Annotated in this window: 12 protein-coding genes; 4 read left to right on the forward strand and 8 right to left on the reverse strand. The window is 65.5% G+C overall.

Going from position 1 to position 15,703, the window contains the following annotated elements:
• Window positions 1-81 precede the first annotated feature (81 nt).
• From AB688_RS17155 to AB688_RS17170, 4 genes are all read right to left on the reverse strand, one after another.
• Window positions 82-1,026: a LysR family transcriptional regulator gene (locus AB688_RS17155; RefSeq protein ID WP_063545255.1), complete on the reverse strand. Its 945-nt coding sequence runs from the start codon at window positions 1,024-1,026 to the stop codon at window positions 82-84.
• Window positions 1,027-1,100: 74 nt separating this feature from the next.
• On the reverse strand, window positions 1,101-1,811 hold the full coding sequence (locus AB688_RS17160; RefSeq protein ID WP_063545256.1) for a YebC/PmpR family DNA-binding transcriptional regulator: 711 nt from the start codon (window positions 1,809-1,811) through the stop codon (window positions 1,101-1,103).
• Between the two features lie 213 nt (window positions 1,812-2,024).
• Entirely contained in the window at window positions 2,025-3,416 is a 1,392-nt protein-coding gene (locus AB688_RS17165) for an FAD-dependent oxidoreductase (protein ID WP_063545257.1), read from the reverse strand.
• A 14-nt stretch (window positions 3,417-3,430) separates the two neighbouring features.
• Window positions 3,431-4,747, reverse strand: a complete 1,317-nt coding sequence (locus AB688_RS17170) for an MFS transporter (RefSeq protein ID WP_063545258.1) — start codon at window positions 4,745-4,747, stop codon at window positions 3,431-3,433.
• Window positions 4,748-4,986: 239 nt separating this feature from the next.
• Between AB688_RS17170 and AB688_RS17175 the strand changes: the two genes are divergently transcribed.
• Window positions 4,987-5,856: a LysR substrate-binding domain-containing protein gene (locus AB688_RS17175; protein ID WP_063546781.1), complete on the forward strand. Its 870-nt coding sequence runs from the start codon at window positions 4,987-4,989 to the stop codon at window positions 5,854-5,856.
• A 94-nt stretch (window positions 5,857-5,950) separates the two neighbouring features.
• Window positions 5,951-6,322, forward strand: a complete 372-nt coding sequence (locus AB688_RS17180; RefSeq protein WP_054891563.1) for a DUF2784 domain-containing protein — start codon at window positions 5,951-5,953, stop codon at window positions 6,320-6,322.
• Here AB688_RS17180 and tam read toward each other — a convergent pair.
• Window positions 6,312-7,088 carry a trans-aconitate 2-methyltransferase gene (gene tam / locus AB688_RS17185; RefSeq protein ID WP_063545259.1) on the reverse strand — a complete coding sequence of 259 codons (777 nt, stop codon included), beginning with the start codon at window positions 7,086-7,088 and terminating at the stop codon, window positions 6,312-6,314. The two genes, AB688_RS17180 and tam, sit on opposite strands and share 11 nt — an antisense overlap.
• Window positions 7,089-7,239: 151 nt before the next feature.
• Between tam and AB688_RS17190 the strand changes: the two genes are divergently transcribed.
• Window positions 7,240-7,974 carry a FecR family protein gene (locus AB688_RS17190; protein ID WP_063545260.1) on the forward strand — a complete coding sequence of 245 codons (735 nt, stop codon included), beginning with the start codon at window positions 7,240-7,242 and terminating at the stop codon, window positions 7,972-7,974.
• A 57-nt stretch (window positions 7,975-8,031) separates the two neighbouring features.
• Here the strand turns inward: AB688_RS17190 and AB688_RS17195 are convergent, their stop codons facing one another.
• Window positions 8,032-9,444, reverse strand: coding sequence for an amino acid permease (locus AB688_RS17195; RefSeq protein WP_063545261.1), 1,413 nt, complete (start codon window positions 9,442-9,444; stop codon window positions 8,032-8,034).
• Between the two features lie 333 nt (window positions 9,445-9,777).
• Here AB688_RS17195 and AB688_RS17200 point away from each other — a divergent pair, with 333 nt between their 5' ends.
• Entirely contained in the window at window positions 9,778-11,196 is a 1,419-nt protein-coding gene (locus tag AB688_RS17200; protein ID WP_054891567.1) for a PLP-dependent aminotransferase family protein, read from the forward strand.
• An 8-nt stretch (window positions 11,197-11,204) separates the two neighbouring features.
• On the opposite strand, the gene AB688_RS17205 is transcribed toward AB688_RS17200, so the two are convergent.
• Together AB688_RS17205 and AB688_RS17210 are read right to left on the reverse strand one after the other, a co-directional pair.
• Complete coding sequence (locus tag AB688_RS17205; protein ID WP_063545262.1) at window positions 11,205-14,285, reverse strand: error-prone DNA polymerase; 3,081 nt, start codon at window positions 14,283-14,285, stop codon at window positions 11,205-11,207.
• Window positions 14,282-15,700, reverse strand: a complete 1,419-nt coding sequence (locus AB688_RS17210; RefSeq protein ID WP_063545263.1) for a Y-family DNA polymerase — start codon at window positions 15,698-15,700, stop codon at window positions 14,282-14,284. The genes AB688_RS17205 and AB688_RS17210 overlap by 4 nt, the downstream gene beginning before the upstream one ends.
• Window positions 15,701-15,703 lie beyond the last annotated feature (3 nt).

The raw sequence follows: 15,703 nt of genomic DNA on the forward strand, positions 1-15,703 counted from the left end.
AGGTGTCAGCACCGACACCCCGCAATCAGCCCAGTCTAGGCAACCCGCCGTCGGGCAATAACCCCGTTTCGCGCATAGCTGCTATCGCAACCGCGCATCCCCGCCCTGCACGCCAAACGACGACTGGCGCCACAGCTCGAATACCCGATTACGCAACCAGCGGTGCTCGGCCGAGGCCTGCAAGCGCTGGTGCCAGACCACCCAGTAGCGCTGACTGTGCTCGATGAAACTCAGCGGCCGCCAGGCCAGGCCATGCAAACGGCAAAGCTGGCGGGCGATATGCTCCGGCACCGTGGCCAACGCCTGGCCATTGCCGATTACCTGCACCATGGCACTGAAGAACGGCACCTGCAGCTGCATGCGTCGCTGCAGGCCCTGGGCACGCAGGTGTCGGTCGATGAAGCTGTCCTTGTCGCCGCCGCCGGATACCCGCACATGGCGATAAGCAAGGTAGTCGTCCTGGCTGATCGTGGTGCAGGCGGTCAGCGGATGCCCGCCCGCCATCAGGCACACCGCACGGTCTTCACCGAGCAGCCGGCCATGCAGGTTGGGCGGGGACTCATCGAACAGTGTGGTGGCCAGATCGACCTCCCCACTGGCCAGCGAGGCGTATTGGCCGGCCTGCCAGGTGCGGTACTCGAGGGACACCCCGGGCGCCTCATGCTCCAGTGCCGTCACCAGGTCCGGAAGGATGTGCTCGGCCACATAGTCGGAGGCGGCGATGCAGAAACGCCGCTCGCAACGCGCCGGGTCGAAGGCGGCAGGCTGGCGCAGGGCGCTGAGCTCATCGAGCACCTGGCGCAAGGGTTCGACCAAGGTTTCGGCATGTTCGCTGAGCACATAGCCGCGCCCCTGGCGGACCAGCAGCGGGTCGCCGAAGGCATCGCGCAGGTGAGCGAGCTGCCGACTGAGGGCCGACTGGCTGCAACCCAGGCGCTCGGCGGCGTGGCTGAGGTTCTTCAATTGCAGGAGGCAATCGAGGGTGCGCAGGTGGGCCAGGCTCAGTGAGGCGAAGGTGGGGGTCATGGGGTGACCTGCGCGGGTGAGGTGGAGGGCCCCATGGCGGGGCCCATCGGGCCGCGAGGCGGCCCGGCAGGAAGTCAGTCCGTCAGACCGACATAGACGTTCTGCACGTCTTCGTTCTCGTCGATCGCCTCGAGGAAGGCCTCGACCTCGGCCAGGGCTTCAGCACTCAGGCTGGCGGCGCTCACCGGGTTTTTCGGGGTATAGCCAATCTTCGCCGAGGTGACGGTGAAACCGTGCTCGGGCAGGGCCTTCTGCACCGCGTCCAGGTCGGTGGTGTCGGTGATGAACAGGGTCGAACCCTCTTCCTCGCCGTCCTCGAAGTCCTGGGCGCCAGCTTCGATGGCGGCCATTTCCGGGTCGGCATCACCCTCCGGGGTGGCCTCGATCAGGCCGACATGGTTGAAGTCCCAGGCCACCGAGCCGCTTGCGCCGAGCTGGCCCTTGCGGAACAACACCCGGATCTGGGCGACGGTACGGTTCACGTTGTCGGTCAGGCATTCGACGATCAGCGGCACCTGGTGAGGCGCAAAGCCCTCGTAGCTGACGGCATGGTACTGCACCGCCTCGCCATCCAGGCCAGCGCCTTTCTTGATCGCACGCTCGAGGGTTTCGCGGGTCATCGAGGCTTTCTTGGCCTGGGCGATCGCCAAGCGCAGACGCGGGTTCATATCCGGGTCGGCGCCCGACTTGGCCGCGATCTGGATCTCCTTGGCCAGCTTGCCCATGATCTTGCCCTTGGCGTTGGCGGCCGTTTCTCTATGCTTGGCTTTCCACTGTGCGCCCATCTCGACTCTCTTTGTCTCAGCGGCCGGTTCAGGAAGCGACCGGCCAAAAGTGGGGAGAGTTTATACGCCCTCGCGGGTGGGATCGACAAGAAATCGCATGGCGGACATTCGCGGGCAGCTCGTAGCGGCGAACCGCCGCCCCTGCAAGCGGTGGGTACCTGTGGGAGCGGCGGTGCGGCGACCCGACTTGCCCGCGGAAATGCCCACACCGACTCAGCCCTTGTCCGCCTTCCCCGCCGCCGCCGCGAACTTCGCCAACCGCACATCCAGCCGCCGTGGGCGCAACCCTCGGTCTTCGGCGCGTTCCTTGCGCCGCACGGCATCGCGCACCATCAGCGATCCCAGGTAGCGGATCGGCTCCGGCGGGAACTGCCCCAGCGGCCCCTTGACCAGGGGCGAGCGCGTCCAGGCGTTGTCCATCCCCAGGGCCAGCGACGAAAGGATCTGCCCGCCCATGTGGCAAGGCCCTACCCCGCTGCCGGAATAGCCGAAGCCATAGAACACGTTGCCCTGCCCGTCCAGCCGGCCGAAGAACGGCAAGCCGGTCACCGAGCGATCCGATGGCCCGTTCCAGCTCGCGGCCAGCGGCACCTCGGCCAGCGCCGGGAAGAACTCGCCCAAGGTCCGCTTCAGCAGCGATCGGTAGGGTGATGGCTGATCGAAGACCGGCAGCATGCGCCCGCCATAGGCGAAGGTATTGCCGCCCTTGCCGAGCATCAGCCGACCGTCGGGTGTGTTGTGGTAGTAATGTACGAAGATGCGCGAATCGAGCACGCTGATGCCGGTCTCCAGGCCCGTCTGGCGCAACAGTTCGGGGCACGGCTCGGTGATCACCATGTCGCTGGAGACGATCGCCACGCTGCGCTCGAACTGCGCGAACTGCCGCGCCATCCAGGCATTCAGGCCCAGCACGACCCGGTCGGCACGCACGGTGCCGTGGGCGGTGCGCACCTGCACCGGGGCGCCGTGCTCAAGGCTGGTCATCGCCGTGCCCTCGTGGATGCGCACGCCACGCTGCAGCGCGACCCGGCGCAGGCCACGCACCAGCTTGCCCGGCTGTACCGTGGCGGCCGCTGGCGAGAACCAGCCTTCCCGGTGGCGGTCAGAGCCTGCCCGGCGCTGCACTTCATCCAGCGCCAGACGCTGGAACGAGTTGATGCCCTGGCGCTGCAGCGCGGCGATCACCGCATCGGTACTGCCGACCTGGGCGGCATTGGTGGCGGTGTACAAGGTGCCGTCCATGCGGTAGTCGCAGTCGATGTGATGTTCGGCGCAGAACGTGCCGATGGCCGCGATACTGCGCTCCGACTCACGGACCAGGCGCACCGCCTCGGCCACACCGAACAAGCGCTCCAAGGTGAAGTACTTGGCCGACCACGACAGCGCACAACCACCATTGCGCCCGCTGGCACCGGCGCCGCAGATATCCGCCTCGATCAGCAGCACATCCAGCGCCGGCACCGCCTCCTTGAGCATCAGCGCGGTCCACAAGCCGGTATAGCCGCCACCGACGATGCACACATCACAGCGCACATCACCTTGCAGCGGCGGGCATACCGCTTCGTTTTGCGGATCCAGGGCCTGTTGCAGCCAGAACGGTCTCATCGTTTCACTTTCCTTCAGTTACGTACCGGCTTGATCGCCATGCCGGTATTGGGGGCCACGTCATGTACCGCTTCCGCACTGGCCGGGCGGCTGTTCCAGTGCGGCAGCAGCACCAGGGCGGAGAACAGCGCAGTGCCGGCGAACACGATGAACACCGTGACGCTGTCGAAATAGCCCGGCAGCAAGCCGCCGAGCACCGCGCCCACCGAGCCGCAGCCATTGACGAACCCGGCGGCGGTAGCGCCGGCCTTGGCGGTGCCGAAGTCGATCGCGGCAGCGCCGCTGATCATCGAGTCAGGTCCGTACAGGGTCAGGCCCATGACGAACAACAGCGCAACGACCAGCACCACACTGCCGCTGTGCATCGCGGCCATGAAACCGGCCAGGGTGAAGGTCAGCAGCACCAGGCTGATTACGCACGCCGGCATGCGCCGGGCACCGAACAGCTTGTCCGAGGCTAGGCCGATCAGGATCGGTCCGAGCAACCCGGCCAGCTCGAAGGCTGTGGGAATGATCGCCGCGCCCACCTTGCCCACCGAAGGCATCTGCTCGAAAACGATCAGCGGGCCCCATAGCAGGATGGCGTAGCGCGCCGGCTTGAGCATGAAGTAGGCAAGACCCAGCGTGAGTACCGTGCGGTTGCGCAGGATTTCGCGCAGCGGCGCCCAGACACTGCACAGGTTCGCGCCTGGCGCCATGCTCTGCGGCTCCGGCTCCACCGCCGGCAGGCCGACGTCTTCGGGCTTGTTGCGCTGCAAGAAGAAGAACAGCAGCGCCACCGCTGCCACCACCACAGCGCTGGAGAAAAACGCTGCGTGCCAGCTACCAACCAGGGTGTATGCCCACCACCCGGCAAAGGGCGAGGCCACCAGGCCGCCAAAGGCGTAGCACGAACTCCATAGCCCGAGTACCCGGCCACGCTGGGACGACGGGAAGAAACTGCCGATGTTCTTGCACAGCCCTGCCCAACCGGTCGACTGCGCCAGGCCCTGGATCAGCATGCAGGTGGCAAAGATCGGGAAGGTCGCGTAACTGCCCATCACCACCGCTGCTGCGGCCGAGATCAGCAGGCCGCCGAGTACCACCACGCGTGGGCCGAAGCGGTCGGCGAGCATGCCCCAGGTGAACTGGCCCACGGCGTAGGCCGCCAGGTAGATCGCGTCGAGGTTGGCCATGGCGGCCTTGTCGAGCATGAAGCCTGGATCTTCAGCAATGCCAAGCTTGGCGACCGAGAAGGCCTTGCGGGTGAAGTAGAAGGCGGCGTAGGCCAGCCAGGTGATGGCGAAGATCTGCATGCGCCACCGCTTGATGGCACCGAAAGACTGGTTCATTTGACTCTGACCTCTTGCTGAGTGTGCCGGCAGAATGTGAAGAAACGCCTGTCTTGTTGTTGTGTTGCGCACTGCATGACGGAGGGACGTCATCTGGCTGGACCATGGCCCGGTGCAGGCGCTTTTGGCGCTGCCTCGGGTTGAGCGACATGGAAACAGCTGATGACTGATAAATAAAATCGATTTATCGTATTTCACACATAAGCCCAGCTTTTAACTGAACCTGTTCCGAGGTGTTCATGTCGGTCTCGCAAGCCCAGCTCAAGGCCTTCCACGCCGTGGCCGAACACGGCAGCTTCACCCGGGCCGCCGAGAAACTCTTCCTCACCCAGCCGGCGGTGTCCGACCAGGTGCGCAAGCTGGAGGAACGCTTCGGCGTGCTGCTGTTCCAGCGCAACAAGCGCTCGGTGCAGCTCACCGACCTGGGCGAACGCCTGTTGGGCATCAGCCAACGCCTGTTCGCCTGTGAAACCGAAGCCCTGGAGCTGCTGCAGGATTCGCGAGCCCTGCACACCGGCAGCCTGGTGCTGGCGGTGGATGCCCCCGTGCACGTACTGCCGCAGGTTGCCCGCTTCTGCCAGCGCTACCCGGGGATTCAGGTCAAGATCGAGACGGGCAACACCGATGAGTCGCTGGCGCGCCTGTTCAGCTACCAGGCCGACCTGGCCCTGCTCGGGCGCGACGTCGATGACGAGCGGCTGTTCTGCGTGCCGATGCGGCGTGACCCGATGGTGGCCTTCGTGTCCCGGGACCACCCTTGGGCCACCCGCGCCTCGATCAGCCTGGCCGACCTGGACGACACGCCGCTGGTCTTGCGGGAGCCCGGCTCGGTGACACGCCAGACCCTGGAAGAAGAGATGCAGCGCGCGGGCCTGCGCATCCGCCCGGCCATCCAGGTCGAGGGGCGTGAAGCGGCGCGTGAAGCGGTGGTGGTGGGGATTGGCGTGGGGGTGGTGTCGGCGGCGGAGTTCGGCGCCGACTCACGGGTGTGTGCGCTGCCCATCGTCGATTGCCAACGCCACCTGACCGAGACGCTGGTGTGCCTGAGCGAACAACGCACGCGGCGAGTGGTGGCGACATTTTTGCAGATGGTGCAAGAGGCGCTGTGAATCCATCGGTGCCGTCCCTGCGATCAGGCCGGCCCCGACAACCCTGCAATCTACCCTATGCTGATGACTCGCCCCACAGCGGACCCCGCCCACCATGCTCTACCGCCTAAGCGCCGACGCCCTCGTCCTGCTGCACCTGGCCTTCATCCTGCTGGTGCTGTTCGGCGGCCTGCTGGTGCTGCGCTGGCGCCGCGCCCTGCTCCTGCATCTGCCGGCCCTGGCGTGGGGGCTTTCGGTGGAATGCCTGCATCTGCAGTGCCCGTTGACGGGCTGGGAAAACCGCATGCGCCTGGCAGCCGGCCAGGCTGGCTACCAGGGTGGGTTCGTCGAGCACTATGTCTGGCCGCTGATCTACCCTGCAGGGCTGACACCGCAGATCCAGGTGCTGCTCGGGTTGATCGTGTTGCTGCTCAACCTTGGCATCTACGGCTATGTGCTCTGGCGCGGGTGGCGTGCTAGCGGGTAGCGACCACGAACAACCGCGGGAACGGCAGCAACACCTTGCCATCGGTGGCTTTCGGGTAATCCTGCTCCATGGCCTGCAAGTAGAGCTGCAGGAAGCTTTCGCGCTCGGCCTCGTCCAGCCGCGCCAGGTACGGCCGCAGGCCCGAACCCTTGAACCACTCCACCACGGCGCCCGCGCCGCCCTCAAGCACATGGTGATAGGTGGTACGCCACACATCCACGCGTTCGCACAGCGGGCTAAGCAGGTCGTAGTAGAACGCGCCGCTGTGTCGCGGTGGCAAGGAAAAATCGCTGAACTTGTCTTTCCACGGGCCTTGGCTGGCAATCTCGCGCATGCGCTTGTGGGCAGGTTCGTCAAGGTTGTCGGGAGTCTGCACCGCCAGGCTGCCGCCCTCGGAAAGCTGGCGGATCAGGTGCGGGTACAGCTCACGGTGGTTCGGCACCCATTGCAACGACGCGTTGGCGAGGATCAGGTCCTGGGGTTCGGCAGCCTTCCAGGTGGCGATGTCGGCTACCTCGCAACGCACCCGCGGCACCTTCAGGCGTGGTCGCTCGCGCGCCTTGTCGATCATGTCCTGGTCGCTGTCCAAGGCCAGCACCTGGGCGTCGCCATGCTGTTGCAGCAAGACCTCGGTGGAGTTGCCAGGGCCGCAACCAAGGTCAGTGGCATGGCGCACCGGCCGCGGTGGCACGGCCGCGAGCAGATCGCGCACGGCGCGGGTGCGTTCATTTTCGAAGAGCGAATATTGGGTGGCGGACCAGGCCATGGGCGACTCCTTCGGCAGTTGGAAGCGCTAGCATAGGCCTTTTCCCGAACGTCCGGGGTATCGGTCTGACCGATCCGCTTCGCCTGAACGAAAACAGGAACCGACAGCCTATGCTGGAGGTCATCCGCATAACCTCCACACGTCGCTTGCCATGAATGCCTTCCCCTATCCGCGTCTTGCCCTGCCTCTGGCCATCCTTGCGTTGATCGGCGCCTCCTTCCTGCTCGCCTCGCCCTGGATGGGCCAGGGCTTCGAGCTGTCCGACCTGTCCACCGACAGCCAGAACCGCCTGACCCGGCAACTGGAGGACGGCAGCCTGTTGACCCTGGACAACGGGTCGGCCGTGGACCTGACGTTCGACCGCGCCCAGCGACGGATCGACCTGCTCAAGGGCCAACTGTTGCTAGAGGTGGCACGGGGCGATACCCGCCCGCTGTTCATCGTCACCCCACACGGCAGCCTGCGGCCGCTGGACGCGAAACTGATCGTCGAACGGCTGCAGGACAGCAGCGAAGTCACCGTGCTGGAGGGGCGGGTCGAACTGGCGGGCAACGACCGCCAACGCTCGCTCAACCGCGGCCAGCAGTTGCGCTTCGATGGCATCACCCCCGGCACCCTGACCCAGGTCGATACCGGCGATACCCAGGCAGCCTGGTACCTGGAGCGCCTACCCGGCGATGGTCAGCCATTGAACGAAACCCTCGAGCGCCTGGCCCGGCACCACCGTGGCCTGCTGCTGTTCGATGCCCCCTCGCTGGCCAACCTGAAGGTCGCCGACGACCTGGCCCTGGACGACACCGACCAGGCCCTGGATGACCTGCAGGCCACCCTGCCGATCAAGGTCGCCCGTTACACCGATTGGCTGACGGTGGTGCGGCGCAAATGAAAACGCGGCCGGTCCCTGGAGGAGCCGGCCGCGTTTTCAGTACAACCCAGGTAGCGATCAGTGCCGCTTGGCGCTACGGATCTGATGCACCACACCCATGGCCACCACGATGGCCGCGGCGATACCGGTGGAGATCACCAGGATCTGGTAGTCAGGCATGAAGGCCATGGTCACCAGTGCGGCAACGATGAAGGCGATCACCAGGTAGGTCAGCCAAGGGAACAGCCACATCTTCAGGCGCACCTCACGGCCCTCGGCGATCAGCTTGCGGCGCATGCGCAGCTGCGAGAAGGCGATCACCAGGTACACCAGCAGGGCGATCATGCCGGTAGTGTTCATCAGGGTTTCCAGCACATCCTTCGGGCGCAGGGTCTCGCTGAAGTTGATCAGCGCACAGACCACCGCCACGGCGCAGGAGCCGAGGATCGCGTATACCGGCACGCCGGTCCCGGTGCGGGTGATCTTGAAGAACGACGGTGCATCACCGCGCTGCGACAGCGAGAAGAGCATGCGTGAAGCGGTGTAGTGGCCGGAGATAAGGCAACTGCTCACCGAGGTCAACACCACGAAGTTCATCAGCAACTCGGCATACGGCACACCCAGCAGTTCCAGGGTGCGACGGTAGGCGCCATAGCCGGAAACGCCCAGGTGCGGATCGTTCCACGGCACCAGGCAGACGATCAGGAAAATCGAGCCGACGTAGAACAGGCACACACGCCACACCACCGAGTTGGTGGCCTTGACGATCTGGGTAGCCGGGTCCTTCGCTTCCGAAGCCGCGATGGTCACGATCTCGGCACCGAGGAAGGCGAACATCACGCCGAGCAAGGCGCCGATCACCGTGGTGATGCCGTTGGGCATGAAGCCTTCGGCGGTCAGGTGGGTGATGCCGCGCACCTCACCGAACTGCCAGACGTTCATCACTGCGGCGGTACACACCACCAGGAAACAGACGATCGCCACCACCTTGATCAAGGCGAACCAGAACTCGAACTCGCCGTAGTGCTTGACGTTGAAGAAGTTCACGGTGATCAGCAGCAAGGTGGTCGCCAGCACGAACACGTTGACGCTGACATCAGGGAAGAAGCCATGCAGGATCTTGCCCGCCACGTAGGCTTCCCAGGCCATGAGGATGACCCAGTACCACCAGTACAGCCAACCGATGGTGAAACCGGCCCAACGCCCGATGGCGCGGTCGGCGTAGGTGGAGAACGAGCCGGTGTCCGGCGAGGAGGTCGCCATCTCGCCAAGCATGCGCATGATCAGCACCACCAGGATGCCGCCGGCGAGGTACGCCAGGACAGCCGCTGGGCCGGCGCTGTGGATCACGCTGCCGGAGCCGACGAACAAGGCGCCGCCAATGACCCCGGCGATCGACATCATCGTCAGGTGGCGCGACTTGAGCGAGGCACTGAGCTTGCTCTCGTGCCCGCCTTCCGCGGAGGTGGTGGATGTGGATGTTGCGTCCATCAGTTGTGTACCCCGTGCTTCTTTTTATCCAAGGAAAAACTGTGAAACCCCGATGGTTATCGGCCTCACCTGTACATCAGCGCTATTGCGGGCAGGAGGTGTGAAGAACACACGCAGACCATCCATGGCGGCCTGCTGACGCGCCCGAGGGTTGCCGCTCGGGCGAACTGAACGTGTTGCATCTGGCGATATCTGACACCTAATGTAAAAATGTCCGCCACATAGAGCCATGCACAGTGGCATGAAACTCGCACTGCACTGTACAGGCCGCCAATGCAATACACCCGCGACACCCTGCAGGCGCTTGGCGTTACGCACACCTGAAGGCACCCCATGCTGCGACTACATCCCGACTCCCCTACCCCGCTGGTCAACCAGATCATCGACGGATTGCGCGAGCTCATCGACAACCAGACCCTCAAGCCCGGCGCCAAGGTGCCGTCTATCCGCGCGTTTGCCTCGACCTACTCGGTGAGCACCTTCACCGTGGTCGAAGCCTACGACCGCCTGGTGGCCCAGGGGCTGCTGGTCAGTCGCGGCAACGCGGGTTTCTTCGTCAGCCGCTCGGCGGGCGAGTTGCTCGACACGCACACCCCGCAAGCTGACACAACCCGACCATCGTTCAACTCCGAGTGGTACCTGCAACAGATCTTCGAAACCCGCCAACTGCCGTTCAAACCCGGCTGCGGCTGGCTGCCCAACGACTGGATGTACGAAGATGGCTTGCGTCGCGGCATGCGCCAGGTGGCCGGCAGCCCGCTGGAGCTGTCTGGCTATGGTGATCCGATGGGCCTGCCTGAACTGCGCGCGCTGACCGCGCAGAACCTGCAGCAGGAGCTGTCGATCGTCGCCAGCCCTGCGCAACTGATGCTCACCCATGGCGCCAGCCAGGCGCTGGACCTGGCCGTGCGCACCCTGGTGCGACCGGGTGACGTGGTGCTGGTGGACGACCCAGGCTATCCCAACCTGATGAGCATCCTGCGCTTTCAGGGCGCGACCTTGGTGGGCGTCCCGCGCACACCGGTGGGCTACGACCTCGACCAGTTGGAGCGCTTGCTCGCCCACCATCGCCCGACGGTGTTCTTCACCCAGCCACACCTGCACAGCCCGACCTGTTCGCGCACGCCGCTCGCGCAGTTGCACCGCCTGCTGCAACTGGCGTCGCAGCATGGTTTGCGCCTGGTGGAGAACAACCTCTACGCCGACATGATCGCCGAGCCACAGCCGTGCCTTGCCAGCCTCGATCATCTGCAGCAGGTGGTATACGTGGGCAGCTACTCCAAGAGCATCTCGCCCAACGTGCGGGTGGGCTACCTGGTGGCCGAAGCCGAGGTGATGCAGCAGCTGTTGCAGCTGAAGATGCGTTCAGGGCTGACCACCTCGCAGGTGATGGAGCGGGTGGTGTACGCCGCAGTGATCGACGGTCGCTGGCGCAAGCACCTCAAGCGCCTGCGCCAGCGCCTGGCAGAAGCGCATCAGGAAGTGGGTCGACACCTGCATCGGCTGGGCTTCGAGCTGTTCATCGAGTCGGACGAAGGCATGTACATCTGGACCCGCCACCCGGCCATTCCCGATAGTGCGGCGCTGCTCGACGATGCGCTGGAACAGGGGATCATGCTTGGGCCTGGGCAGTTGTTCATGGTCGATGCGCAGGCCACGGGGTGGATGCGGTTCAATGTGGCGTTCAGTACGGATCCCGGGATGTGGGAGTTGCTGGAGAAGGTGTTGGTGCGGCATGTCAGGCGAGGGTGAGGTAAAGGCTAATGAAAATCCCGACTCCTCACATCCAGCCCCCGCAATAACCCACTGACATCCTCCAACCGCCGCGCGATCAGGTGTCTGACACCCTTATCCTGCTCCAGCCGGCCACTGACCTTGAGCAATTGCGAGCCCACCAGGGCTCGCCGCTGTCGCTCGGCCAGATCCCGCCACACCACCACGTTGAGCATGCCGAACTCGTCTTCCAGGGTGACGAAGGTCACACCGCTGGCCGTCTGGGGGCGCTGGCGACCCACGACGATGCCGGCCACGGCAACGCTGTCGCCATGGCTCAAGCCATCCAGCTCACGAGAGCTGCGGCAACCCAGCGCGCGCAGGCGTGAACGCAGCAGCGTCAAAGGATGCGGGCCAAGTGTGGTGCCCAGGGTCGCGTAGTCGGCGAACAGGTCTTCGGCGATGCTCGGCGTCGGCAAGCTCACTTCGCTCTCAGGCGCAGACTCGACCCCAGCGAACAACGGCAGTTGCGCCTGCACGGCAGCGACCTGCCAGCGCGCCTGATGGCGATCGCGAGCCAGGGCACGCAAGGCACCGGCATCGGCCAGGCGCGCGCGGGCGCGGCTGTCGAGGGACGCACGCAGGCACAGATCCTCGACATCCCGCCATGGCCGCTGCGCCCGCGCCTGCTCCAGGCGCCGGGCATCGTCCTCGCCGAAACCACGAACCTGCCGCAGCCCCAGGCGAATCGCCAGGGCATCACCGCCTTGCGGTTCCAGGGTGCAGTCCCAGGCGCTGTGAACGACATCCACCGGTCGCACCTCGATGCCCTGGCGACGGGCCTCCTGCAAAAGCTGGTCGGGGCTGTAGAACCCCATGGGCCAACTGTTGATCAACGCGCAGGTGAAGATCGCCGGCTCGTGGCACTTGAGCCAACTGCTGGCGTAGCACAGCAAGGCGAAACTGGCGGCGTGGGACTCGGGGAAGCCATAGCTGCCGAACCCCTTGATCTGCTCGAAGATGCGTTCGGCAAAGGCCAGCTCGTAACCATTGCGCAACATGCCGTCGAGCAAACGCAGCCGATGCGGCTCCAGCCCGCCATGACGCTTCCACGCCGCCATGCTGCGGCGCAACTGGTCGGCTTCGCCTGGGGTGTAGTCGGCCGCGACCATCGCCAGTTCCATTACCTGTTCCTGGAACAACGGTACACCGAGGGTCCGCTCGAAAACCGCCTCGAGTTTTTTCGAAGGATAGGTGACCGGCTCTTGCTTCAGACGCCGCCGCAGATAGGGATGCACCATGTCCCCCTGGATCGGCCCGGGCCGCACGATCGCCACCTCGATGACCAGGTCGTAGAAGGTGCGCGGCTGCAGGCGCGGCAGCATGGCCATCTGTGCCCGCGACTCGATCTGGAACACCCCCATGGTCTCGGCGCGGCTGATCATCGCGTAGGTGGCGGGGTCTTCCTGGGGGATGCTGGCCAGGGTCAGCTCGCGGCCACGGTGCAGCCGGAGCAGATCGAAACAACGGCGCAGGGCGCTGAGCATGCCCAGGGCAAGCACATCGACCTTGAGCAGACCCACCATGTCCAGGTCGTCCTTGTCCCACTGGATCACCGTGCGCTCGGGCATGGCGGCGTTCTCCACCGGCACCAGCTGGTCCAGTGGCTGCTCGCAGATCACGAAACCGCCAGGGTGCTGCGACAGGTGTCGAGGGAAACCGATCAGCTCACCCGCCAGCACCAGGATACGCCGCAACGATGGGCTCTGCGCCTCGAAACCAGCCTCGGCCAGGCGCTGCGCATCGGGAATGCGATCGCTCCAGCGCCCGCAGCATTTGGCCAGGGCATCCACCTGGTCGCTCGGCAGACCCAGCACCCGAGCCACGTCACGCACGGCGCCAGCAGCGTGATAGGTGCTGACCACCGCGGTCAGCGCCGCGCGGTGTCGGCCATAGCGCCTGAACACATACTGGATCACCTCTTCGCGGCGGTCATGTTCGAAGTCCACGTCGATGTCGGGCGGTTCATTGCGCTCACGTGAGAGAAAGCGCTCGAACAGCAGGCGGTGACTCATTGGGTCGAGCTCGGTGATACCCAGCACGAAACACACCACCGAGTTGGCCGCAGAGCCCCGCCCCTGGCAGAGGATATTCTGCCGGCGGGCGAAATCGACGATGTCGTGGACGGTGAGAAAGTAGCTTTCGTAGCCCAGTTCCTCGATCAGCGTCAGTTCGCCCTCAAGCGTCTGGTACACCTCGGCGCTGGCACCCTGCGGCCAGCGTATCGACAGGCGCTGCTCGCACAGGTGGCGCAACCAGCTCGCCGGGCTGTGGCCTTCAGGGACAAGCTCACGGGGGTACTGGTACTTCAGCTCGCTCAGGTCGAAGCGGCAGCGCTCGGCAATGACCAGGGTTTCGCTCAGCAGGTCGCCGGGGTGCAGCTCGGCCAGTTGCTCGCGGCTGCGCAGGTGGCGTTCGCCATTGGGGTAGAGGTAACGCCCGGCCTCGGCCACCGTGCAGTGCTGGCGGATCGCCGTCATGCAGTCCTGCAAGGCGCGACGACCACGGACATGCATGTGCACGTCGCCACAGGACACGGCGCGAATCGCCAGTTGCCCGGCCAGGGCACGCAAACGCTGCAAGCGCGCTGCGTCGTCGCTGCCACGGTGCTGGTGCACTGCCAGCCACAGCCGCTCGGGGAACAGTGCCTGCAACCAGCGGCCGGGTTCGGGGTCGCCAGGGTCGTCAGCGATCCACAGCGCCAGCAAGCCTGAGCAATGCGCCTGCAGGTCTTCAGCCAGCAATCGATACTCGCCCTTCTCTGCCCGACGCCGCGCGCGGGTAATGAGCGCGCAGAGGCTCTGGTAGCCGGTCAGGTTCTCCACCAGCAGCACCAGGCGTGGCCCATCCTGCACCTGCACTTCGCTGCCGACGATCAGCCGTACGCCATGCTCGCGGGCCGCCTGCCAGGCGCGGACAATCCCGGCCAGGGTACATTCGTCGGTGATTGCCAGGGCCTGATAGCCCTGCTCTTGGGCACGACGAAACAGCTCGTCGGCGCTGGAGGCACCGCGCTGAAAACTGAAATTCGACAGGCAATGCAGCTCGGCGTACTCAGGCAGGCTCATGCGAACCAGCCCTGCAGCCACAAGGGGCCGGGTTGGGCGAGGTCGCGGTAGGCCCAACCGCGCAACCCTTCGCGGGTTTCGATGCGGTAGTAGTCGCGGCGCACATCACCGCCATCCCACCAGCCCGATTCGATGCGCTCGGCTTGGCCAAGCCATTGCAGGCCGCCCTCGGGCAAGGCCAGGGCCTGGGGCAGCAACCAGCCAGGACGGCTGCCGGGCGCGACCGCCAGGCTGCCCGCAGCGCCCTGCTCGCTGGCCTGCCAGGCATGCTCGGGACGATGATCGGCTTCGGCGCGCAGCCCCATGACCGCCTCGTCGCCCAACCGGGCACGCAAGCGCTCGCGCAACTGCTCCCAGGGCTGGGCCTGCTGCGAACGCGGATCGAACAGCGCGCGATGCTGTGGCACGAACGCTGGCAGGTCGGCGGCCAGCAGGCGCACGTTGCGCACCGGCGCCGGAATGCGCAGCGGTTCCAGCCGGCCACGGGCCAGTTCGAAGAGCATCGCCGCTTCGCGCTCGGCCGCCAGCAAGCCGACCTTGAGCACGGTATCCGGCCCCTCTACGTGCTCCAGATGCAGCTCGAAACGCTGCACGCCGCAGTCACGCCCGGCAAGAAAAGCGGCCAGGTCATTGATCAGCCGGCGCAGGGGAAACAGTAATGCCTGGTGCGATTCCACATCGAAATTCAGCTCCAATCTCGACTCGAACCGGTCTGGCGGCTGATAGAAATCCAGCCCCAGCGCACGCTGGCCGAAGAGTTGGTCCAGGTGCAACTGCACAGGCGCAGCAAAACGCTTGGCCAGGGCATCACGCGGCAAGGCCATGACCTCGCCCAGCCGGCGCAACCCCATGCGCGAGAGGGCCTGGGCGGCATCGGCAGGCAAGCCGACCCGATCCAGAGGCATGTTCGCCAATGCTGCGCGCGTCTGCTCGGCGCAGGTCAGCGCCAGGCCATCGTGCCCGTTGACCAGCATGCGCGCCGCCACCGGATTGCTCGCCAGCACGATACGATGACGCAGGCCGAGTTCCTGCAGTTCTGTACGCAGACGCGCCTCGAAACTCGCCCACGGACCGAACAGTTGCAGGCTCGACCCCACCTCCAGCAACAACGCACGCGGATAGTGCAGGCTGACCTGAGCGCTGAACCGGTAGGCCCAGGCCGCCAACAGTTGCTGTACTTCGTCGATGCGCGCCGGATCGGCCTCGACACAGGTGAAGCCGTCAGCCAGGGCGCGGGCGGCAGTCAGCGTCTGCCCAGCGCGCAGCCCCAGGTCGGCGGCCGCCGCATTGACCGCCTGCAACACCCGTCGTTGCGCTGGGCCGCCAAGCAGGACCAGCGGCGAATCGGCGTCGTCCCGCCCGCGCTGAACGGTGTCCAGCGCCAGCTGCGGCAGCAGGATGCAGGCCCAGAGCATGGC

Source organism: Pseudomonas putida (assembly GCF_001636055.1).
Classification (GTDB): domain Bacteria; phylum Pseudomonadota; class Gammaproteobacteria; order Pseudomonadales; family Pseudomonadaceae; genus Aquipseudomonas; species Aquipseudomonas machongensis.

Excerpts from the sequence above, each read along its gene's own strand:
- AB688_RS17180 (WP_054891563.1), top strand. The coding sequence starts at position 5,951 with ATGCTCTACCGCCTAAGCGCCGACGCCCTCGTCCTGCTGCACCTGGCC.
- AB688_RS17160 (WP_063545256.1), bottom strand. The coding sequence starts at position 1,811 with ATGGGCGCACAGTGGAAAGCCAAGCATAGAGAAACGGCCGCCAACGCC.
- AB688_RS17175 (WP_063546781.1), top strand. The coding sequence starts at position 4,987 with ATGTCGGTCTCGCAAGCCCAGCTCAAGGCCTTCCACGCCGTGGCCGAA.
- AB688_RS17200 (WP_054891567.1), top strand. The coding sequence starts at position 9,778 with ATGCTGCGACTACATCCCGACTCCCCTACCCCGCTGGTCAACCAGATC.
- AB688_RS17195 (WP_063545261.1), bottom strand. The coding sequence starts at position 9,444 with ATGGACGCAACATCCACATCCACCACCTCCGCGGAAGGCGGGCACGAG.
- AB688_RS17165 (WP_063545257.1), bottom strand. The coding sequence starts at position 3,416 with ATGAGACCGTTCTGGCTGCAACAGGCCCTGGATCCGCAAAACGAAGCG.
- AB688_RS17190 (WP_063545260.1), top strand. The coding sequence starts at position 7,240 with ATGAATGCCTTCCCCTATCCGCGTCTTGCCCTGCCTCTGGCCATCCTT.
- AB688_RS17170 (WP_063545258.1), bottom strand. The coding sequence starts at position 4,747 with ATGAACCAGTCTTTCGGTGCCATCAAGCGGTGGCGCATGCAGATCTTC.
- AB688_RS17210 (WP_063545263.1), bottom strand. The coding sequence starts at position 15,700 with ATGCTCTGGGCCTGCATCCTGCTGCCGCAGCTGGCGCTGGACACCGTT.
- tam (WP_063545259.1), bottom strand. The coding sequence starts at position 7,088 with ATGGCCTGGTCCGCCACCCAATATTCGCTCTTCGAAAATGAACGCACC.
- AB688_RS17205 (WP_063545262.1), bottom strand. The coding sequence starts at position 14,285 with ATGAGCCTGCCTGAGTACGCCGAGCTGCATTGCCTGTCGAATTTCAGT.
- AB688_RS17155 (WP_063545255.1), bottom strand. The coding sequence starts at position 1,026 with ATGACCCCCACCTTCGCCTCACTGAGCCTGGCCCACCTGCGCACCCTC.